Origin of the sequence: Dyadobacter sp. LHD-138 (genome assembly GCF_030929615.1) — a bacterium.
GTDB lineage: Bacteria > Bacteroidota > Bacteroidia > Cytophagales > Spirosomataceae > Dyadobacter.
Map to the genome: position 1 here is coordinate 1 of NZ_JAVFVU010000064.1, position 22,635 is coordinate 22,635.

Annotated in this window: 16 protein-coding genes and 1 pseudogene; 8 read left to right on the plus strand and 9 right to left on the minus strand. The window is 44.5% G+C overall.

All coding sequences use genetic code 11. The features are described 5' to 3' along the window. Nucleotides 1-213: 213 nt before the first annotated feature. The 3 genes from RB622_RS28885 to RB622_RS28895 all read left to right on the plus strand — a co-directional run bounded on the left by RB622_RS28885 (nucleotide 214) and on the right by RB622_RS28895 (nucleotide 3,186). A complete protein-coding gene (locus tag RB622_RS28885; RefSeq protein ID WP_308050308.1) occupies nucleotides 214-525 on the plus strand; it encodes a hypothetical protein in 312 nt (103 codons plus the stop codon). Between the two features lie 317 nt (nucleotides 526-842). Next, on the plus strand, nucleotides 843-2,555 hold the full coding sequence (locus tag RB622_RS28890; protein ID WP_308050309.1) for a GMC family oxidoreductase: 1,713 nt from the start codon (nucleotides 843-845) through the stop codon (nucleotides 2,553-2,555). Nucleotides 2,556-2,640: 85 nt separating this feature from the next. Next, entirely contained in the window at nucleotides 2,641-3,186 is a 546-nt protein-coding gene (locus RB622_RS28895; RefSeq protein ID WP_308050310.1) for a hypothetical protein, read from the plus strand. A gap of 177 nt (nucleotides 3,187-3,363) precedes the next feature. On the opposite strand, the gene RB622_RS28900 is transcribed toward RB622_RS28895, so the two are convergent. After that, nucleotides 3,364-7,584, minus strand: a complete 4,221-nt coding sequence (locus RB622_RS28900) for a M4 family metallopeptidase (RefSeq protein ID WP_308050312.1) — start codon at nucleotides 7,582-7,584, stop codon at nucleotides 3,364-3,366. 427 nt (nucleotides 7,585-8,011) lie between these two features. On the opposite strand from RB622_RS28900, the gene RB622_RS28905 reads away from it, so the two are divergent. After that, nucleotides 8,012-8,419: a transcriptional regulator gene (locus RB622_RS28905; RefSeq protein ID WP_308050313.1), complete on the plus strand. Its 408-nt coding sequence runs from the start codon at nucleotides 8,012-8,014 to the stop codon at nucleotides 8,417-8,419. Between the two features lie 71 nt (nucleotides 8,420-8,490). Here the strand turns inward: RB622_RS28905 and RB622_RS28910 are convergent, their stop codons facing one another. Beyond that, nucleotides 8,491-10,947, minus strand: coding sequence for a hypothetical protein (locus tag RB622_RS28910; RefSeq protein WP_308050314.1), 2,457 nt, complete (start codon nucleotides 10,945-10,947; stop codon nucleotides 8,491-8,493). Between the two features lie 55 nt (nucleotides 10,948-11,002). Then, on the minus strand, nucleotides 11,003-12,001 hold the full coding sequence (locus RB622_RS28915) for a helix-turn-helix domain-containing protein (protein WP_308050315.1): 999 nt from the start codon (nucleotides 11,999-12,001) through the stop codon (nucleotides 11,003-11,005). Between the two features lie 203 nt (nucleotides 12,002-12,204). Between RB622_RS28915 and RB622_RS28920 the strand changes: the two genes are divergently transcribed. Together RB622_RS28920 and RB622_RS28925 are read left to right on the plus strand one after the other, a co-directional pair. Further along, nucleotides 12,205-12,597 (plus strand): VOC family protein, encoded by a 393-nt coding sequence (locus RB622_RS28920; RefSeq protein ID WP_308050316.1) that lies wholly within the window; start codon nucleotides 12,205-12,207, stop codon nucleotides 12,595-12,597. A 16-nt stretch (nucleotides 12,598-12,613) separates the two neighbouring features. Next, complete coding sequence (locus RB622_RS28925) at nucleotides 12,614-13,111, plus strand: DUF1579 domain-containing protein (protein ID WP_308050317.1); 498 nt, start codon at nucleotides 12,614-12,616, stop codon at nucleotides 13,109-13,111. Between the two features lie 3 nt (nucleotides 13,112-13,114). On the opposite strand, the gene RB622_RS28930 is transcribed toward RB622_RS28925, so the two are convergent. From RB622_RS28930 to RB622_RS28945, 4 genes are all read right to left on the minus strand, one after another. Beyond that, the gene (locus RB622_RS28930; RefSeq protein ID WP_308050318.1) at nucleotides 13,115-14,263 is read right to left on the minus strand and encodes a PDDEXK nuclease domain-containing protein; all 1,149 of its coding nucleotides are present in this window, start codon (nucleotides 14,261-14,263) and stop codon (nucleotides 13,115-13,117) included. Between the two features lie 120 nt (nucleotides 14,264-14,383). Beyond that, on the minus strand, nucleotides 14,384-15,298 hold the full coding sequence (locus RB622_RS28935) for a hypothetical protein (RefSeq protein WP_308050319.1): 915 nt from the start codon (nucleotides 15,296-15,298) through the stop codon (nucleotides 14,384-14,386). Nucleotides 15,299-15,345: 47 nt separating this feature from the next. Further along, the gene (locus tag RB622_RS28940) at nucleotides 15,346-15,627 is read right to left on the minus strand and encodes a hypothetical protein (protein WP_308050320.1); all 282 of its coding nucleotides are present in this window, start codon (nucleotides 15,625-15,627) and stop codon (nucleotides 15,346-15,348) included. Between the two features lie 137 nt (nucleotides 15,628-15,764). Further along, complete coding sequence (locus RB622_RS28945) at nucleotides 15,765-16,181, minus strand: hypothetical protein (RefSeq protein WP_308050321.1); 417 nt, start codon at nucleotides 16,179-16,181, stop codon at nucleotides 15,765-15,767. Between the two features lie 216 nt (nucleotides 16,182-16,397). Between RB622_RS28945 and RB622_RS28950 the strand changes: the two genes are divergently transcribed. Beyond that, nucleotides 16,398-18,338, plus strand: coding sequence for a sensor histidine kinase (locus RB622_RS28950; protein WP_308050322.1), 1,941 nt, complete (start codon nucleotides 16,398-16,400; stop codon nucleotides 18,336-18,338). 77 nt (nucleotides 18,339-18,415) lie between these two features. After that, nucleotides 18,416-19,036 carry a response regulator transcription factor gene (locus RB622_RS28955; protein WP_308050323.1) on the plus strand — a complete coding sequence of 207 codons (621 nt, stop codon included), beginning with the start codon at nucleotides 18,416-18,418 and terminating at the stop codon, nucleotides 19,034-19,036. Here RB622_RS28955 and RB622_RS28960 read toward each other — a convergent pair whose 3' ends face one another. Both RB622_RS28960 and RB622_RS28965 read right to left on the minus strand, forming a co-directional pair. Next, entirely contained in the window at nucleotides 19,037-20,476 is a 1,440-nt protein-coding gene (locus tag RB622_RS28960; protein ID WP_308050324.1) for an arylsulfatase, read from the minus strand. Between the two features lie 527 nt (nucleotides 20,477-21,003). After that, a pseudogene (locus RB622_RS28965) lies at nucleotides 21,004-22,491 on the minus strand (arylsulfatase). Nucleotides 22,492-22,635 lie beyond the last annotated feature (144 nt).

Below are 22,635 nucleotides of genomic sequence, written 5' to 3' on the forward strand. Positions count from 1 at the left end.
ATGTCAAAGAACTGTGCTCCATCACTTCCGGAACTTGTGGCAGTGATCGTTTTCAGCGCCGTATTACCCGATTGGGAGTGCAAAAGTGGCAGCTTTTTTTTTACTACGCAAGCACGTAGTGAAAATAATTGTGAATTATTTTTGATTCTTTTGCTAAACACCTGAACTTCAATAAGGTTTTTGTGAAAGTTTTTTCTAAGTTTTTGAGTAGGCTTGCTTGGATCGTGTGAATCAGCCTTAAAAGGCTCCTGCGGAGGGGGCTGCTCAACCGGGTTTGCGCAGGATGCCTGTTTTGAAACGCCCAAGCCCCTCGTTGAATCAGCAGAATGCTGGGGAATGGCTGCCGCTTTGGTGAAATCGGAAGTCTTATATCAGGAGCGAAGCGCTGAATCCGGTCAAAGACCCATCGCAACAGGACCTGATCGGGAGGCTACGGCTGCCAGCACGCAGGCCTTTGCTTTTCTATACCTATATATAAGAAGAATAATGACTGCATCCAGCCGGGTGTTCCCGGATCATGCATAGAAGGCTCCTAAGGAGCCGCAGAAAAAATAGCGTCAATTTCCAAAGCTAGAAACAGGGAGCGCTTAACGAGCTCGGGAAGCCCAAGTGATTCAAACGCTGGAAAAACAATTACCCCAAAGGAGCTAAGGAAAGGATAGGCATTTACGTTATGATAAAAGCGTATCCTCCGACTTGTACATCTAAAACCGAAGGAAAGCGCCATATTCTGATCAAACACTTTTAGCAAGATCATACAGTAACTCCGCTATTCCTGGACTTTTACAATAAATAACGGAAAACTGATTTTCCGATTACTAACACCAGGAACCATTCTTGACATGTCGAACCTTAATATAGATTCAATCAAAGCCCGGACTTTTGATGCAATTGTAATCGGAACGGGAATAAGTGGCGGCTGGGCGGCCAAGGAACTTACTGAAAAAGGATTAAAAACGCTCGTGTTGGATCGGGGGAAAGATGTCAAACACATCAAAGACTATCCGACGACGAACATGCAGCCATGGGAGTTTCCACATCTGGGACAACCCTCTCTGGCAATCCGTGAACAAAATCCCATTGCCAGCAAACATTATATATTTAAGGAAGACGCAATGCACTTTGTCGTGAAAGACGCCGAGCACCCTTACATCCAGGATAAACCTTTCGACTGGATGCGCGGATATCAGGTCGGCGGACGTTCTTTATTATGGGCGAGGCAAACCCAGCGCTGGTCGGATTATGATTTTGAAGGTCCCGCACGGGATGGTTTTGCCGTCGATTGGCCGATTCGTTATAAAGACATCGCTCCTTGGTATAGCTATGTTGAAAAATTTGCCGGCATTTCAGGAAACAAAGATGGTTTGCCTCAGCTGCCGGATGGAGAATTTTTACCACCGCATGAATTAACCTGTGTCGAAAAACATTTCAGCCAAAAAACCGCAAAAAATTACAAAAACGCGCGGCCTGTCATTATCGGAAGAGTGGCCCATATCACCGATCCACAGCCTATCCACACACAACAAGGCCGGGCAAAATGCCAGCATCGCAATATTTGTCAGCGCGGTTGTCCGTTTGGCGGATATTTTAGCAGCAACGCATCCACCATTCCCTGGGCTGAACGCACGGGCAATATGACTTTACGCCCAAACTCCGTGGTGCATTCCATTATATATGACGAAAAGAAAAATAAGGCAACCGGTGTCAGGGTAGTCGATACGCTGACCAAAGAAATGACGGAATATTATGCAAAAATCATTTTTGTAAATGCTTCTGCCATCAACTCCAACCTGATTTTACTTAATTCGATATCCAGTCGTTTCCCCAATGGCCTGGGAAATGACAGTGGCGTTTTGGGTAAATTCATTGGTTTTCATAATTATCGAGGAAGGGTTAGTGCCGAATTTGATGGGTTTCATGATTCTACTACCGATGGAAAACGACCCAATGCCGCCTACATACCACGTTTCCGTAATGTTTTCAAACAGGAAACTGATTTCCTGCGCGGTTATGCGGCCTCTTTCTCTACTTCAAAAATGGGCAACCCTACGGATGGATTAGGGGAATCACTGAAAGCAAACCTGTTTAAACCTGAATCGGGTGGCTGGACTGCCGGTGCGCAAATGATGGGCGAAACATTAATGAAAGAAAGTAATTTTATAAAACTGGACTCCGAACAAAAAGATAACTGGGGGATACCGAAACTACGCATGTCGGTCGATTTCGACGACAATGATATGAAAATGGTCCAGGATTTTTATGTTCAGTTGTCTGAAATGCTGGATAAGGCCGGCTTTACCAATATCAAAACATCGGACACGAAACGTAATCCCGGAAGTGAAAACCATGAAATGGGTGGGGTACGCATGGGGAAAGATCCAAAAACCTCCATGCTCAACAAATGGAATCAAATGCATCATTGCGCCAATGTATTCGTTACCGACGGTGCGTCGATGACTTCCACTGCCACGCAAAACCCTTCCCTGACTTATATGGCATTAACTGCCAGAGCGGTCGACTACGCCGTTCGGGAAATGAAAAAGGGAAATTTGTAAACACAAAATGAAATCAGTACGTTTTTAACTGCTATAAAAATTCAGCGAATTTCGCTAATTTTAATAATCCAAGCTGACTATTTTCATGAAAACCAAATTATTAAAAAAATGTGCTGCGGTTTTACTTCTTTCATTTTTCGCCTTTGTGGGCTGTGATGAAGGAACTGTGGAAGGGTCGACAGAACAGCAGATCTTTTTCGAAGTCAGTTATACCAACAACGCCTGGGGGAAACAGTTTAAAGGTTTTATTATTGACCGGGACGGCCAGATTAGGCTTTACGAAAATCCGGCTAAATGGACCCTCGTAAATGGAAAAACCGGGATTACCTTGGATCAGATCAAAGAAAATCTTTTGAACACAACACGCGCTGCCACATCCATTCCTGCTGCGGATTTAAAAAACTATATTTCAAAAAGTGCAGCCATCGACGACTCTGCTTTTTCCAAACCCGTCAGCGGAGGCGCAGACCGGGGAATAACCAGCTTTTATGTATACCATTACGACAAAGAAACGCAGGTCTATAAGTCCGTTTTGATTAACCAGACTGGTGATATCGAAACATTTAATAAAGATAAATCTGCCATCGAAGTTTCAACCTGGCTGTCAACGGTTCTTGCTCAGGTCTATTAGATGGGCTTTCGACCGTCGGTGATCGGCTATTCACTTCCGTGATTTCAGTCACATAAACCATGCAGAAACGGGTTGCTTTGATCTTTTTTTAGATTATTCCGCTCTTCGATTTCTTATAACAACAACAGGCTGCCCTTGTGTAAGGACAGCCTGTTGTTGTTATAGATCGGTTTCTAATTAAAGTTTAAGTACGGATATGTTGTAAGTTTTCTTGTCTCCAGATAAAATTACCTGATATACACCTGCTGGTAATTTTGAAACATCAAGATTAAAATTACCACTGACAATCTTCACCGCATCTTTTACAAACACCTTTTGTCCGGCAGAATTGATGATCTGCACCTGAACGGATTTGATTTCAGGATCAGGCAATTCCAAAGTCAGCATGGACTGAACCGGGTTTGGGAAAAACTTAATCTCTTTTGTGTTAAGCGCATTGACGTCGATAATCCGGCTGTATGCATATTTACCGCCTTTGTCTACCTGTTTCAGACGATAATAACTTATTCCCTTTGGATTAGCGCTATCCAGAAACTTGTAACGATTCAGTACAGATGAGTTGCCAAACCCGGATACTTTGCCAATTTCTGCGAAATTCTTTCCGTCTATCGTTCTTTCAACCGCAAAATACTCGTTGTTCACTTCCATCGTGGTCGCCCAGTTTAACAGGTTTCCTTCCACGGTATTTTTTCCTTCAAATGTCGTTAATGTAACAGGAAGCGGTCCAACAGGCGGGGCATTCGATAAACCAAAACCTGAGAAGCCGGAATTAAAAGTGGCCGTATAAGCCAGATCCGTATTAAAGGCCGCACTTGCCTGAATTTCCGCAAAGGATGAAGAAGCTACATTTCCCACACCGATACTGCCTGCGCTTTTACCCATGGAAGTAATGTCGCTACCATTAAAGTTTGGTAATTCTGCGGCCTTATAATACAACGTTATTTCATACTTTCCGGCCGGATTGTTATGGGTCGGCGTAACTTTGAACGTCTTATTGGTTATTTTATAAGTGCCTACCCACGAAGTTTCATCCACGCCCGCCCGATCAATTTCAACCGAAGTACAGCCGTAATCATGTGCCGTCAGGTTTTTGATCTTCGCCATAAGATTTCCCGTGGCCGGATCATAGAAAGCCGCGGTTTCGTTTGGCCCCAAATATTGCTGAGCAGCATTACCCGTATTAATGGCCGTCAGGATATCTGTGGAATGAGAACTAGTGAGTTTCACGTTATCCACAGCCCAGTAATTATCATAACTAGCCTTATAGCGGAACCGGATCTTCATATTGACATTGGCATAGGCATCCGGAATGTGAATGGTTTGTACATTGGCAGCCCCCAAAAGGGATCCCAACCGACCCGAAGTCTCGGTTTGCGTAAGTACATTATACCAGTTATTTCCATCCCAGACATCGACCAAACCCTGTTCGGCAAACCCGCCGTCGTAGGGAAACCAATCCTGAGCAAAAGTTAGTACAAGATTCTTTTTACCCAAAGTATTGATCGGAGGCGATTCTATAATTTCATCCATTGTGATCGCGGGATCTCCGGTTGCATCGCTATCTACCAAAAAGAACGGACGACCGCCTGTGTCCAAAGCAACGCCACTATATTCTATATCCTGCCAGGTATGGTTGCTATTCCCCCCATTTTTAACAATCCAGCCAGACGAACCATAGTTAAAACCGCTGTTCATTAATACTTCCGTATAATTTCCCGTAGCCAGGTCATCATCAACAATGGTCAGCTCGTGAGACTGAAATAAAGAACCCGCGAATCCATTCCCACCGTTGACATCAAGGCTATACGAAAGGTTAATCGTTTCATTTCCTTCTATATAGGCATCATTAAAAATCCGCACCGTAACATTTTGTGTCAATGCACCGGCTTGCAGTGTCACCGATGAAGGTGTTATCGTATAATCGCCGGTACTACCCATTTTTGCAGTGCCCGTTGGTGTATTAAAATGCACGATCACCGGATTCGTAGGAGCCTTATCAATTTGTACGGTCACGGTTTTATCAATATATTTCATACAGCCTGAAACAGTAGTGGCTTCCCCTTCATTGACTGCTGATTGATCCGTAACGAAGTGAACAGCCGGTGTTACCGCACAGCTATATACCCTGATATCATCAAGATACCAGCCGTCAAGTCCGCCACAGTAGTCAGTTCCTAACTCCCACCGAAATTGAATAGTACTGCCGGGTGTCAGGCCTATGGCTGTAAGATCAATCTGGCTTTGCCCCCATGAACCTTTGAAACCGCCTTTATCCGAACCCGTAAACGCAGGCTGGCTTTCTAACAGATTGCTATTCCCCGCAACTGCTGAATACAGTAATTTATTGTAACCGTTCGCGGTGAAGGCAGTTGCCGGCAGCAACGTCCAATCTCCTCCGTCGATGGAGTATTTAATATTGCCGCCATCATATCCTTCTTCGGTATTGATATAATGATCAAAAACCATATTCAGATTTCCGGCAGTCCCCGCAGGAATTGGAATTAAGGGACTTTCCAAACGAAGTATACCGGATTGATCAGAGACGCAGTCCCCTCCGAAATCTACTCCAAATGCTACTTTTCCTGCTCTTCCCCCTGGCGCAGTTGAGGTTATCCAGTTTCGCGCAATCCATGTACCCGAAAGCGTTTCAGCAGTCATATTAAATCCACGCTCAATCAGTCCTGATTCGAAATCTTCGCTAAATAAAGCGAAGTTTGCCGTGGCGCCCTCACAAAGTGTCGGCACCGGCTGTAAAATTACCTGAAAAGTACAGGGTACTTCCCTTCTGAGCTCCACGGCCAACAGTACTTTTTTAAGTTCCAAAGCGTCGGCCGCGGTTATAATCTCTCCCGAACTTCCAACCGGATTTGTCGAAGTAGTTAATCCCTGAAGATCTGTACCAATCAAATCTGCCAAAGCCGATTCGAGATAATCAGCCTGCGCGGCGAAATCCGTAGTTGCAGTCATATACTCCGACTGCGCGCGCCAGAAAATATGTGCGGCCTTAACCAGACCTAAACCGCTGATCACTTGCCCGTTGTATGTACCACCGTCTACCAATAAAGCATATGCATGGTTTAAGACGCCCGAATTGGTATGTACCCCACCTCCATCATTGGAGGCACACCAATACTGCGGATCGGAGACTTTACCCGGCGATCCCTTACAAGTCGGATCCCACATATCCCGTAAAGCTCCTCCCATGCTTATAGCCTTTTCCCCCACCAGCCAGCGTGTTGAACTACCGCATGCGGTTCTGAGTGCGTTACTTTCTCCGTCATCCATGTAATTATCCAGCATATCAACCGTCTCTCCCCAGATATCAGAGTAAGCTTCATTCAACGCGCCTGCCTGCCAGCCGTATATCAGGTTGCTGGTATATTCCGTATAAGCGTGTCCCCATTCATGTGCAACCACATCGTCTGTGGCGATCCCCGTACAATAATTAGCGCTCATGCCATTCCAGCTTGCATTTGGACAAAAAATATTTGGATCATTATTGACCGTGATCATGGGCGCATCGAACCCATCATAGGACACTTGCCCAAATGCATTTTTCATCAGATTGTATATAAATCCGGATGTTTCAACTTCTGATTCCTGCCATTCATCCAATGTCCCGGGCAAGGCATCGCCCTCGTCCCATTTCTTATTGTCATTCGAAATAGCGGTTTCATACAAAGTACGGTGTAAAGCGCTATGCATACCGGTAAATTGCTCAACCAAAACGCCGCTGTGCGCATCGATGTATAAAAACTCCCGGATGTCCACGTCATTTCTGACCTCGACCTCATATACCAGGGACTTGCTTCCGTTATAACCTTGCGCCAGTCCTTTCTGAAAAATGTATATCGTACTTTTATGGACTCTCAGTTGTTTCTCCGTTTTTTCCAGGACTCCTTTTTGTACATATTTAATAGCCAGTGCCTCTGCCTCATGCTGGGCAAGGGTCGGTACGGGATTTACCTTTATTTCTGAAATGAAATTGCCGTTCAGGGCGGTTAGTTCTCTATTTTTATTGTAATGAAACCTGTACATCCCATCAAACACCGGAACACCTTTATACGTTTGCTGAAGGGTAACATGTTCCAGTCCATGCTTGTCCGTCCTTTGTGCTCTAAACCTGAAACTGTCCTCATTAGCTCTTAAACCAAATATTTTAGGATTAACAGACATAAAATTAGACGATTTTTGCTGTACATCAACACCGTTGATCTGATAAGCCCGCCCCGTGGAGAAGCGCATAAAACTTATTGAATTGGTGGCTTTATCGATGGTACTGGTGGAGCCTGTTGTAACTGCGAAGGCGTCAATTGCAGACTTGACTGCATTCTGAGCAAAAGATGCTTCGGCGCAGAGGAAAATGCCCAAAACAGCTTGTAGGATTTTTTTAATCATGGGTAAGAATTAGTTCGGGATTACGAGAGACCGAAAATAGTGAATTATATTCTCTGACAGATAATTGATCTTAAATATTTTATAATTATTCCCATAAAACCACGTTAACCATCCCCTGCAAAAGGCCTAAGCTTTCTCTCGGCAAAGTCTTCCGACTAACATTAAACGTCTTTCCTGCTATATCCCCGGGCTTTGCCAATAGATCCTATTTTTCACGACTTTTCAAAAAATCGGGTAATGTCAAATGGTAAAAAAAGCATCCGTCGAATTAACTGGTAAAACTTCCCGGTTAACCTAAAAAACGAACGCCGCCCTGCAAAAACTTGTCCTGCCTTCCCCTTCCCTTTGTCCCAAACCCCGGCGTATAACTTCCTGAAATTCTTATTAATTTGTATCCTGTTAATCAAAGCATAAACAACCGAAAGCTATGGAAACATTCGAATTAAAGGAAGATCTGAAAGTCATTTGCAATACTGCAAAATCTTTCCCTGACGGTATCAAGGAAGCATTTGACATATTACAGGCTTCGCTGCCCGATTGTGATAAAAGAACCTGGTACGGAATGTCCAATCCCAATGAGAAGGGGGTGATCATTTATAAGGCTGCAGTCACCGAACTTCATGACGGAGAGGCTGAAAAAGCAGGTTATATGCCGTTCACGATCGTCAAAGGGAAATATATCAGTGAAACAATTAAAGACTGGATGAAAAATCCACAGATCATCGGCAGCACTTTCATGAAACTCCTTGAAAATCCAAGCATCGCACATGACGGTTACTGTCTGGAGTGTTATACAAACGACAATGAGGTGATGTGCCTGGTCCGTCTTGAATGAAGTATATTGAACTACTTTGTCTGAAAAGTGGGTGAATCTCAGTTTGAAATTCACCCACTTTATTTTCCTCTTTATTCCTGTCCTCTTGGATTTGATCGCTGCGACGGCTGCCTCGACTGCTCTCCGCCAGACTTTGGCGCCGGTCTTGGCTGGTTCACTACCGGCTGTCTGCTCTGCGCAGGACGGTTGTTCTGTCCCGGATTAATCGATGGACGAGGGTTTGCCGGCTGACGGTCACGGGTAGGCTGCTGCACGGCTGGCTGGCGGCCGGATTCTATCGGCCTTGTTACAGGACGCGTAACCTCCGGTCGGGTGACTTCTGGACGCGTGACTTGCCCGCCACCTGTTGACGGCCTTGTTCTGTCCGGAACAGTAACGCCTCCCGAGCCTGTTGATGGTCTTCCGGTATTCGGCCTGCCATTGTCATTATCCCCTGTGCCCGGTCTTGTCACAGAAGGTCTGCCCGACGAATTGTCACCTGGCGCTGGCCTTCTATCCGGAACGGTAACCCCCCCCGCGCCGGTTGACGGTCTGCCGGTATTAGGTCTGCCATTATCATTATTCCCTGTGCCCGGTCTTGTCACAGAAGGTCTGCCCGATGAATTATCTCCTGTCGATGGTCTGCCTGTCGACGGGCGTGTGACCGGTCTGAAAACATTATCCCGCGTCGAAACTACGTACTTCCGATCACGATATAAATTGTTATTACTGCTGCCGGGTCTGTTATAACCTCCTCCCGGCTTGGTATATCCACCTCCCGGTCTGTTAATGACAACATTTGGTCTTGGACGATTATTATTGCTGTTCCCTCCCGGACGATTATAGCCTGGTCGGTCTCCATAATAACCTCCATTCCATCCCCATGGACGATGCGGAGGCCGGTAAGCAGGCGGTCCAAACCAGCCTCCCCCATAATAAGGACGACTGTAAGCGTAGTGGTACCAGCCCACGTTAAAGCCCAGGCCAAAACTCATTGACCAGCCTGTCCAGGGATTATAGTGCATGCCAAATCCCCAGGTAATGGGCCGCGGACGATAGTATCTGCCTCTCCAGGGCCTGTAATGCCAGCCGGTTCCCCACACCACGGTCGGGCCGTAAATGTAGTTACCCATGTATCCTTGCGTATATCCTACATAAACATATTGCGGAGTTGTTTCATAAATCTGCACATACCGTGCATTGTAGGCACTGCTGCTCGGGGGAATCCTGTCAACATCGGCAGGACGCTCGTTGGCTACCTGCCACGGACCGTATGGATCATTACTAACAAACCATATCCCGTTATCGAGCGCATAAAACCGGTTGTTGGCCGCACGCATCACCGTGATATTACTGTTTTCAGCAATAGACAGATTTGTATTTTCAATTGGCGCAAAACTTGGATTTCCGTCATAATTAACCTCTACGGTAGCCGTAGAACGGTTCACTTTGGCAGTTTGCGGAATTTGCGCATCCATGACCGCTTCATAGGCCTCGTCGGTTCCGGCTATGCTCGCCAGCACACCATCCTTTTCAGATCCGGCCGGAATATCGGCAAAAGCGCTTGGCAGCGCATCCTGCGAAACATATTCCCAGGGACCGTTTAAAGATGAACTCCGGTACCAGCGACCGGCTATAAGGATGTAATTTTTCTGGCTATTGATATCTTTAAAAATCTCATCAAGCGAGTTGTTGACATACAAAAGTGTTGAACCTTCCACTGACTGATAGGTCGGTTTTCCTTCTGTCTGAATAAGCTCGGCAGGTTCTGTTACAACCAAAATGGCTGTCGGTGTGGTAAACTTACTGATCGGATCATTTTCACGAGATGCCTTCTTTTCTTCTTCCTTCATCTTGGCATTCACCTTTTTTATCCGCGACGGCAACTGTTTTACATTTACCCAGCCATCTTTTATCCGTGTAGAGCTATACCAGAAACTCCCTCCGTACAAATAATATTTTTTATCATCAGGATTCTTAACAATCAGATAAGGAGTGTTCACGACCCGTGTCATTTTCAGATCGTCGTCTGTTTCTTCCATAGGCTCACCATCCAGCACGATCAGGGTCGTAGGTTTGTCACGGTACATGATCAACGGAGGATCATTTTTTAAATTCCCTTCGCTGCGTTCCTGATTAATGGAAGCCTGAAGACTTTCCCTGGAAAACTGCACACGAAGACCGGGGAAGCCCTGTTCTACCGACCTTTTAAAATCAGCAACCGATATCGTTTCCTGATCTGCAAATTTAGACTGCCTGACGGTAACCTGTTTTACCGTTGCATTGCTCCCACGGCTATCCAGTTGTGCCTGAACCCACATGGCTCCGAAAACCGGGTCGTCTCCGGATTTCTTCCTGACCGATACCGCCGCACGAAAATCGAGGTTATCTCCAGATAGTTTTTCAGGCTGGGGCTGATAAATGGTAATTACTCCCCCGCCCGAAAACGAGACTTCTTTTGGCCATGTATCCTGAGCATAACCCTGCTGGCCCAGCAGAGCGCCCAAGAGTATGACGATAATCTTTAATGATCTTGAAGTGGCTAACATAGTTGAGATGAATTGATCATGGTTCAAAGTAGTAAATCAAAATAGCAACATTTTATTACTTCCGTGCATATCCGACACTTTCCATCCTACCCGCATTAAATTTCTCACGGTAAGATTTAGGAGTCATGCCCGCACTTTTTTTAAATAACTGCCTGAAAGCTTTCAAATCATTATATCCCGAATTCAGCATCACTTCCAGAACACTCTGGTCTGTTTGTTCCAGGAGTTTTTTTGCCGCTTCAATCCTGGTTTTCTGAAGATATTCGATGGGTGTAACCCCGGTAGCAAGTTTAAACCTGCGCACCACATTCCGGCGGCTCGCAGGAATATCCTGTATCATTTCTTCGATCGTACTGACGTCCTGGTAAGCATCCTCAATCCTTCTCTGGGCCATTGTTACCAGATTATCGCCATGATGCTGCGGAGGCTGAAAAGTACCGAAATAAGCCTGCTGCTCACGGTCCATATCAATGGCAAACAACTTGGCAATATGGATCGTGACCTCCCGTCCGCAATACAATTTGATCAGATGCAGCATCAGGTGAAAGCTGCTCGTGGCCCCTCCGCTGGTATATATCCCAGCCTCATCCGTCACAATCGCATCTCCATAGAGACGAACGGCGGGAAACGTAGCCGCAAAACTGGCTGTTGCGTTCACGTGCGTGGTGGCACTCTTTCCATTTAAAAGTCCGGTGGCGGCCAGTAAAAAAGCGCCTGTACAAAAACTCGCAATTTCGGCTCCTTGCTGGTATTGCTGCTGTAACCATGGGATCAGTGGCCTATTTTCCTGCACGGCCTCATTCGTATCGGTGGCAGAAAATGCAGGAATCAATATCAGGTCTTGCTGAGCGGCTGTACGAACCGGCTGAAGCTCATAGCTCCCGAAAGTCATCACGCCCGGAGATTCAGTTGCCAGAGTGAACAATTTTATATCAAAAAAATGTGATTCTCCATTTGATTCATAAAAGCGGTTTACTGATTCAAAAACATCCAGAATCGCGGCTACGCTTAATAAACGGTGCCTGTTCGTAATTAAAAGAGCTAGTTGTACCATCTTATTATCGTTAAAATCATGGCTAATGTATCAATTTTTGTCTCAAATACCCCTTGCGAATGACTTTTTATGCCTGCATTTGCGCTCGCCAATATACTTAATTTTGTCCTGTAACAAGATAAATAAATACTATTAAATTCATCCTATTTCCGACCTCTCTGAGAAACTATGGAGAAGTCATCCACGATAATCAATACTAATATATGAATAGCAAACCTGTGTTTGATGGCGGTGCCAACGTCGCCGTCAAAATTCCGCTCGACAGATATGATAAAACCATCGCGTTTTATCGGGATGTTCTTGGTTTCGAACTGACACCCTATTTTCATGAATATACTGGTCAAAGTCATTATTGCCGTTTTGGGACTCTTACGCTATGGTTTGACCGCGTTGATCATTTTAGCCAGACGGATATATGGTTTGAGTTAAATACGGATGATGTTCAGCAGGCAAGAACCTATTTATCAGAAAATGGAGTAAATTTCAGACCAGAGCTCGAAAAACTACCCGCCGGGATGAAAGGCAACTGGATGTCGGATCCTGCTGGTGTGGTGCTCCTGCTCAAAGAGGATGAGCGTTTGAAAAAGGCAAATTAAAATCCGGCAAATAACCATGAGCGAAAGTCAGTTTGAAATTTCATTAAAATCAGGTATTCATAAAAAACTGGGGGCGTTGGCCGGTAACTGGGAAGGAGCGACCAAAACCTGGTTCGAACCGAATGTGCTCGCCGATGAATCTCCCATGAAAGGAAGGATACGTCCGATCCTGGAAGGTCGTTTTCTGATTTATGAATATCAGGGAAGCCTCAACGGGAATTCTTTTGAAGGTGTAGCTACCTTTGGTTTTGATATCGCAAACAACAAAATCCAGTGCTCTTGGATCGACAGCTTTCACATGGGCACCGGAATATTGCTGTCCGAAGGGAACATGACTGATCATGGCTTTTCTGTTTTGGGAAGTTATGGTGGCCCTGATATTCCCGAACCCTGGGGCTGGCGAACCGTTTTCGAATTAACCGATGAAAATAATCTGATCATCACGGCGTACAATATCTCCCCGGAAGGGCAGGAAGACAAAGCAACGGAAACTATCTACAAACGGGTTTCCTAAGCCTCAAAGCTGATTTAATTCGCTTTTGATAAATACTTCCAGTTGCTCTTTGCTGGGTAATTCGAGGATGTATTTGCTGACAAATAAGGCCATATCACTGTCTGCCACCGCATATTCGACCAATGCTTTGTTCTGATCTGTTACCAGGAGAATGCCAACGGGAGGGTTATCTCCTTCCAGCATGATTTCTTTTTTATAGTAATTGATATAGGTTTTTAGCTGCCCGATATGCTCATGTTTTACTTCATTGGTTTTGAGTTCAACGAGGACATGGCATTTTAAAATCCTGTGATAAAAAACGAGGTCGATAAAAAAGTATTCATCCCCAATGGTTATACGTTTTTGTTTCGATTCAAAGCAAAAACCATGACCCAGTTCAATCAAAAATTCTTCCAGATGATCTACAAGCGCTTGTTCCAGCTCATTTTCATAGACTGTATCTTTGGATTTAAGTCCTAAAAATTCAAAGGTAAAAGGAGATTTGATGATATCTGCCACCCTGACTTTCTCAGCATTTTCCTGAACATCCAGACTTAATTTCTCCGGGTTCAGACTCATTCCCGACCGCTCGAAATACAAAGTATTAATCTGGCGCTTCAATTCACTGACACTCCAGTTGCCTTTGATGCAGGCAATTTCGTAGAAAGTGCGTTTTAACGGATCATCTATCGGAAACAATTGCACCAGATGCGTATAAGACAATTTGGCAAGTAGCTTATCCGGAGAAATTTCATAAGCATTGCGCGGGACATTTTTCAAATTGGCAATCGATTGCCAATTTATATCGCGCTGTTTCTCAACAGATAAAGATTTGGCAATCGATGATTGCCAATTTAAGGACTGCAAATTTAATTGATAAAATTGCTCTTTAATCGTTTCCGAGATTTGGGGATACAACAAATAAAACTGTCTAAAAAGACGCAAATTCCTATAAGACAAGCTATTCTGATTCAATGAATCTGCCAGATTCTGAAGTAGTTTCTCCCCATACCTCGCCCGATCCTCCCCCTTTTGTTCAAACTCAACAATGTAAAAGCCGATGAGCCAGTTTCTGATCGTCAAATGTTTGTTGATGGCCTTGATCGCACTTTGCTGAAGCGTGGTATGCGTATCCTGAATGGTGTGTACCAATAAATCGAAATTCATCATCATTTTATATTATAGTGTGTAGTTGTACACAAGATAACAGCAAATCGCTTTCAAAACAAAATAGGTCAGCTTCTGGGAAACTGACCTATTTAATATCTAACTACCTAACCTGTTAATCCCACACTATATATTATTTTTCAACTCTGTCTGCCATTGCTGGGCGAAATTGCGTGCCGCATTGGTCGGAGCCTGTCCCATCCGGTAACAAAATTTCCAGAGGTCATTTTTTCCTTCATAGCTTCCGTTCACAAATTTTTTCCTGCCATTAACCAGTTTCGTCTGCGCAGCAAAATCGACACCCTGAGTTTTTGCCAAAAATTCACCCAGCTTAGCCGAAAGCACTTTTTTAGGATCTTTCCATTTTTCAAATTCCGCAGCGTTCGATTTATTGTTTCTCGTCAGCTGATCGAGTTCCTGATTGATTTGTTCCTGCGCCTGAAGCTCCGCATATTGCTTTTTGAACGCCGCATAATCTGTTTTCAGAAGCTGTTTCAATTTTTTATACTCCAGAACATTTCGTTTTCCGTTGTCGACCTGTTTTTTAAATTCAGCCCGTTGCTCGGCTGGCAGACTATTTACCATGCTCCCCATTTCTGCAAAACTCTGATTGGCCTGAATCTGCATATCGATGACCGGAGCGACATCCTGTTCTTTCATCATATCCACATTCTTCTGCCGGTCGTCACGGATTTCCTTGATCCGGCGCTCCGGAAGTTGAATGGCCGTTTGTGTAAATGTTTTCGCCAGCCAATCCTGATAACGCTTTTTAAAATCATCAGAAGCATAATAGGCTTTGCAAAGACCGCCAATTTTTTTGACGGCAGCCGCCTGTTCTTCCCCGGCAAAAGCACGGCAGGCAGTTTTTACATTGTTACTAAGATAAGGAACATGAAGTCCGTTGTGTTGCAGAACACTCCACAACCGCTCGTGCACATCCCGGGAAGTCGTTTCAAATGCGGAGAAATCATCGGCAAACCTGAAATTCAGGAATGTAAGCGCGAGGCAATAGATAAATAAAGAAGAAATTAAGTTTTTCATGGCAATGGCTAATAGATTTTTATCAAAGCAGGCCGCCTTTACGACCTTTAATTACAAGGTGTTTTCAAAAATTCGTCCAGGGCATCTTTCGAAGCGCCCGAATAATACGTTGGGCAGGACTTGAAAAAGTTACTGACCGCTGTTTTATAGGCTTCGCATCTGGCGGTACTCGTTGGATCTGAGGTATAAGCCAAAGCCGCTTCCGATACTTTTTCCGCGTTTCTTTCGCAGGATGTACCGACAATGGGATCGGATTTTGTACAGCTAAATATCAGGCCCATAGCAACGAAAAGGGCAACAATTCTAAAATTTTCAAATATCGTTTTCATGTATTCGGGGAATATATGGTAAGTCCGATTGCCATCGGCTTTCAGCAATCGGCTGTCAGGTCGGTCCGGAAAACAACTTTTTAGCCGATTGCCGAAAGCCGATGGCAAACAAAATGATCAGTTATGTTGAGAAGTGCCTATTTTTTTGTAGCGATAATATCAATCTGTGAACCATCGGAGAAGACGGAAACGGTCAGGATATTCGCATTGCTGACATTCCCCACCTTTTCCGATCCGTCGTACAAGTCGATGCCCTTATCACCCTTGTCTTTCAGAATCACCTTACCCAAATCCTCTGCGCCGCTGTCCCCGTCTTCGGTCGTGTACTTCATGATACCGGTAACTTCGCTTGCTGTTGATTTTGAAAAAACCATCGTGATGGAACGTCCGTTGATAAGTGGTTGATCTTCTCCGTCCATGGTAAGCTTGGTCGCTTTGTAGGAACCTTCTACACGGGTACTCAGCTCAGGTGCAGGCTCCGGATCCTTCTTGTCTTTGTCTTTGCACGAAAAGATAAAAGTGGTAAGCGTCAACAATAAAAGTAATTTTTTCATGGCTGTTAAAAGTTATTGTGTTAATTGTAAATATTTAAAAATGAGATTACTAACTTGTCTTTCGACCTTACAAAGGTAGCTACACCAACCAACGGCAATCAATCATACGAAAGCACGATTTTTGAAAAATCATGCTTTTAGAGGATATTATTTAAAGGTTTTGTTTCAGACCTTTACACTCGTAATTTACCAGCTGAACAAATTCAAACCGGTTCGATGAAATCAGTTTTAAGCAGCATTTTATTACTTTTTATTGGTATTGATATCCGTGCGCAAACGACCTTGCCCAACGTAGACCGGGCAACCGTTTTCAGGCAGATTCAGGGGAGCAAGGAGGATACCAACCGGGTTTTGGCTTACATCAAATACGGCCAGCTTCTGGAAGGCGAAAACCTGGACAGTGCCGGAAAATATTATTTAAAGGCGGGTGCATTGAGTGACAAGATCAATTATGCTCCCGGCAAAATCAAGTTTAGAACGAACTATACCTACATTTTAAATTTACAGGGAAAATTTGCACAGGCCCTGAAACTCAATGAAGAATGCCTGGATATTTCAAAAAGCATTAAGGATCAGATTTACATCGGGAAGAGCCTTGCCAATATCGGGGCCAGCTACTCTTATCTTGGAAAGTTTACCGAGTCTATCAAATATTATCAGCAGGCTGCGGACATTTTCGAGAAAGAGGGGAGAAAAGAATACATTCCACAGCTGTATTCCAACATTGGGACGGCCTTCGAACATGCTAATCTTTTCGGTAAATCCTATGTGTACAAACAAAAAGCATTGGCGCTGGCCAGACCATTGGGCGACAGTTTACAACTTGCCGATCTTTTGACAACACTCGGTTTATGCCTGTATAATTTAAAAAAATACGAACAAAGCATACCCCATTTTAACGAAGGCCTTGCCATAGCGAAAGCGATTAAATCGGATATTTTCATCACGCAGGCGTACAGTGGTTTATGCAGTTCGTACCGGAAATTAAAGCAAATGGACAAGGCAAGGGACTTCGGTGAAAAAGGATTGGCACTAGCAAGAAAAAGTAATAACGTCTTTCTGGAAATGTCTTGCCTCAGGGCGTTGATGTTTATCGCGGAAGATCAAAACCGGCCCGAAGAATCGGCAAAATATACGGCACAGGCTTTAAAAATTGCAGAGGAGAATGAAATGCAGGATCATCTGGTGGAATTGTACGAGGACTATGCGGCCGATCTGGCCAGACAAAACAATTACAAAGGGGCCTATGATTATTTGATGAAATACAAGATGCTGAATGATTCTGTTCAGGGAAAAGACGTACAAAATCAGTTACAGGAACTGGACGCAAAATATCAGACCGCTCAAAAAGAAAAACAGATCCTGTCGCTTGAAAAAGACAAAGAAGCAAGAAATACGATGATCTATGGCCTTTTGGCCGGTTTACTGGTCAGCATTATCATCGCCGCATTGGTTTACAGAAACATCATGATCCGCAAGAGAATCGCGGAAAATGAGGTAAAACAATTGCAACAGGAAAAACAATTGGTAGCAACAAACTCAATTTTAAAAGGCCAGGAAGAAGAACGAACCCGGGTAGCGCGCGACCTGCACGACGGTCTGGGGGGATTATTGTCCGGCATAAAATTTACGCTAAATTCTGTGAAAGGAAATGTTATTTTGCCCGAATCGAGTGCCATTGCATTCACCCGGGCGCTCGGTCAGCTCGACGGTGCCATTAACGAAATGCGCCGTGTTGCACACAGTATGATGCCCGAAACGCTGGTCAGGTTCGGCCTTGTCGATGCCCTTGGTGATTTCTGCAACGGCATAAGTGATTCAGGACAGCTGAAAGTAAAAATTCAGGCCTTTGGATTTTCGGAAAGACTGGAATCTTCCGTAGAAATTACGCTTTACCGCATCGTTCAGGAGTTATTGAACAATGTGATTAAGTATGCGGAAGCCACCGAGGCGCAGGTGCAGCTTACGCGTGTCGGGAATGAAGTGAGTGTCACCGTGGAAGACAATGGCAAAGGATTTGACGTTGCGATACTAAAAACCAACAAAGGCGCAGGTTTACAGAATGTACAGGCGCGGGTAGATTATCTGAACGGAAAGCTGGATATTCAGTCAAAACCAGACGAAGGCACCTCCGTTTTGATCGAAATTACCGTTTAATATCTTTTTCGGTTACAAGGGTGTTCATTTTCAAAATTTTAAGGAATGAACACATATTTTTGCCAAAAAAGTAAACAATGGCTGTAAGAATATTAATCGTAGACGACCATCTTCTAGTCCTCGAAGGCTTAAAATCACTGTTATCAGATAGTGACGGGATCGTCGTGGCCGGTACAGCCACCAATGCTTTTGACGCAATTTCGTTTCTGAAAAACAATGAAGTTGACATTGCCTTCCTGGACATTAACCTGCCGGATATCAATGGGATTGATCTTTGTAAAAAAATAAAGGAACAATTCCCGAACGTAAAATCCGTCGCATTAAGTACGTTCAACGAAAGAGCTTATGTTTCCCGAATGATCCAGAACGGTGCCTGCGGTTATCTGATCAAAAGTTCTTCCAAGGAAGATATTCTGGAAGCGATCAAACAGGTGCAGCAGGGCGGTTATTTTATGAACGTCAATTTTGACCAGAATCCGGCTGCCGATATTACCCCAAGAGCAATCCCTTTTTTAACCCGTAGGGAAAAAGAAGTATTGGCTTTAATTGCCGAAGGCATGACAAACCCACAGATCGCGGAAAAACTATTCGTCAGCGTAACGACGGTAAACAGTCACCGGGCCAATTTGCTCATGAAGTTTGATGTGGGAAATACAGCCTCGCTGATTAAAGTTTCTGCCACGCTGGGATTAATTTAGTTACTTTCCTTCTTTTCCAAAAGGAAACAGCATCGATGGCGTGTGTGCCTGTTTCATAATCCGGCTGAGCTCTTTTGCTTTGCCGGGAAATTGTGACGCTACGTTGCGCCTCTCCCCTGAATCCTTCGATAAATCATATAACTCCACCGGCGAATCCGGGTTTTCTGCCACTTTCAGCCTCACAGCTTTCCAGTTTCCCTGCCGAACTGCCTGTCGACCGCCTTGTTCATGAAATTCCCAATACAGGTGATCGTGTTTTTTCTGAATCCCTTTTCCGGTAATGGCGGAAGCAAAGGAAATCCCATCAATATGTGGAGGGATTTTTGCTCCTGCCAGTTCTGCAAATGTGGGCAGAATATCCCAGAATGCGCCGATAAAATCATTTTGGGCTCCCGGCATAATCACACCGGGCCAGCGCGCTGCAAACGGCTCACGGATTCCACCTTCGTACAAATCACGTTTTACACCTTTAAAACCTGCGCCGCTGTGAAAAAATTGAGGATCTGCACCTCCTTCAATATGCGGCCCGTTGTCGCTTGTAAAAATCACCAGCGTGTTTTTATCAAGACCTTTTTCTTTCAATTTATCCAGAATCTGGCCGACATAAAGATCAAGCCGTGCAACCATCGCTGCAAAAGCGGCGTGTGGATATTGCTGTGAAGCATAACCTCCGTTGGTTGCCTTCGGTCCGTAATCTGCTCCTTTGAAAGGCTGTTCATCAAACTTCCCCTTATAATATTGAAAAATACTGTCCTCCGGTACGATCAGCTCCGCATGGGGCAGAATGTATGGCAAAAATAAAAAGAACGGCTGCTTTCCATCTTTTGAATCAACGAATGCCAACGCCTGTTTCTGGATGAGATCAGGCGCGTATTGTTTGTTATGGATCAGGTTTTGATTTTCTTCCAGCACTACTTTTTTCTGATTATCCCACAAATGATCAGGATAATAACGATGCGCCAGACTTTGGCAGTTATAGCCATAAAATTGGTCAAAACCCTGTTTGTTTGGGTCTCCGTAAGAACCAACCGGTCCCAAGCCCCATTTGCCAAAAGCACCCGTGACATATCCGGCTTTTTTTAAAACTTCCGCAATGGTAACCACCGAATCAGCGATTGGCTCCTGGCCTTCCGGATCTACCCCCTTATTCCCCCGGATGTAGGTATGCCCGGTATGTTTTCCACTCATCAATGAAGACCGCGACGGGGCACAAACAGAAGTTCCGGCATAAAACTGCGGAAATTTGACACCCTCAGCGGCTAGCCGGTCAATGTTGGGTGTTTTGATTAATTTTTGTCCATTGAATCCGACATCGCCGTAACCCAGGTCATCGGCCAGAATGAAAATGATATTGGGGCGTTTGGTATTCTTGTTTTGGGCAAAAAGATCGTGCAGGGAAATAGCCGTCAGGATACAGGCAATGAGTAGGTATTTCTTCATCTTAATACGAATTCTTGGTAAACCGGGTCAATATTTCAGGTTTTAAGCAAGAAAATTATCCCGGTATGCAGTACATTTATACTTTGCTTGGATCAAAAAAGTCGCTCTTTCAAGACTATCGCCATCAAGAAAATCGTTACGATGTATAAAGGAAGCAATTTCCGCAGTCAGATAATATCAGATTACAAAATTAACACACCTGATACCCCGCGACAGCCTGACCGGGCTAGCTTGAATTGACAACCACCGAAAATCCGGCAAGTCCGGTTTGCGCTGTCTCTCGGGTATCAGGCGTGGAAATATTTATTGCATCAAATATTTTTCAAACATTGAATGTCATAAATAGTAAGGGCCTCTCTTTTATTCTACTTAATTGATAGATAAAGTAATGATATTATTTTGATACGAACAAGGGGATTCTGAAAATAATTATTTTGTTTCTTTAACCGGCCCGGCGCAATAGACGCAACGGGTTTCGCAATGGACACAATGACTTCTCTTTGTGTCCATTACGATTAAACAAAATCTTAAAATTTAGGATCAATAAATTCCCAGTCCTTTACGGTTGCATGCAAATGTTCTTTCCTCACAATCTCATCCAGCCTGGCAATAATTTCAGGATGTTTTGAAGCGATGTCCTGGGTTTCCTTTTCATCTGAAACCATGTCATACAATTCCCAAGGCGCATTTTTATTGTTCTTCACATCACTTTTGACGGCTTTGAATTTTTCAAAACGGATCGCAATCTGCCCTGATTTTTCGCCATATTCAAAATACAGATACTCTCTTGCCTCTGGTCTTCCCTTTCCCGTAAAAACAGGCAGCAGCGAAATCCCGTCAGAAACCGGTGCCTGCACGCCCGCGATGGCTGAGAATGTGGCAAACATATCAAACTGCGCAGAAACGAAGTCTGTCGTGGTACCTGCTTTAATTTTTCCCGGCCACCTGGCAATGAACGGCTCGCGGATGCCGCCTTCATAAATATCCATTTTCAGTCCCCGCAATCCGGCTACACTGTTGAAAAAATTAGCATCAGCTCCTCCGTTGAACGTAGCACCGTTATCACTTGAAAACATGATGATGGTATTTTCGTCCAGTCCGAGCGCCTTAATCTGCTGCATGATCTTGCCTACCTGCTTGTCGAGATAAGTGATCATGGCTGCATAGGTGGAAAGCGGGTACCGCACAGACGCATAACCTTTTGCACCATAATAAGGTTTTTCGTCAAACTGACCGATGTATTCCTTCACCGCTTCATCCGGCACTTGCAGCGAAACATGCGGGATCGTCATCGGGAGGTATAGAAAAAACGACTCCTTCTGGTGGTCAGCAATGAATTTTTGCGCTTTGTCTGCTATTTTATCAATCGCGTAATCTTTTCCTTTAAAGTAATTAAACGCACTGTCAGGAGCATCGGGTGCTAATTTTCTATGGACATCCATGACCGGGTTATTCAGCTGATCCCGCGTTCCATTCTCCCATAAATGCGTCGGCTAATAGTTGTGGGCCTGTTTCTGGTCCAGATAACCGTAGAAATAATCAAACCCCTGTTTGTTGGGATCTCCTGTGGTATTGTTCATGCCCAAACCCCATTTCCCAAAAGCGCCGGTGACATAACCCGCGTTTTTCAGCACTTTGGCAATGGTCACCGTGCCTTCCGGTAAAGGCATTTGTCCACCTTCCTTATCGTCCGGAAAACCGCCCATTTCATAATTACCCCGAATAAAGGAATGCCCGCCATGACGACCGGTCAGCAACATACAGCGCGCAGGCGCACAAACGGGTGTGCTGGTATAATGTTTTGTAAAACGGATGCCCTCCTGGGCCAGCTTATCCAGATTCGGCGTTTTGATTTTCTTCTGTCCGTAACTACCCAATTCTCCATAACCCATGTCATCGGCGTAGATGTAAATAATGTTGGGCTTGCGGGGCTGTTTTTGAGCAAAAACTGTGTGTAAAGTCAGAAGCTGAAAGAATAAACAAAAGACGAAAGAGGTTATTTTAAGATATTTCATAGGTTCAGGTTTTTGGTTTTAAGATAGTCAAGACTGGGCGTCCCCGTTTTCAAAACTTGACTTCTCCTATGTTTACGGTAGTGATAAATATTGGTTTAATATTTTGTAAATACCAATAAATTTGACTTGTAAAGTGAAAAAGAA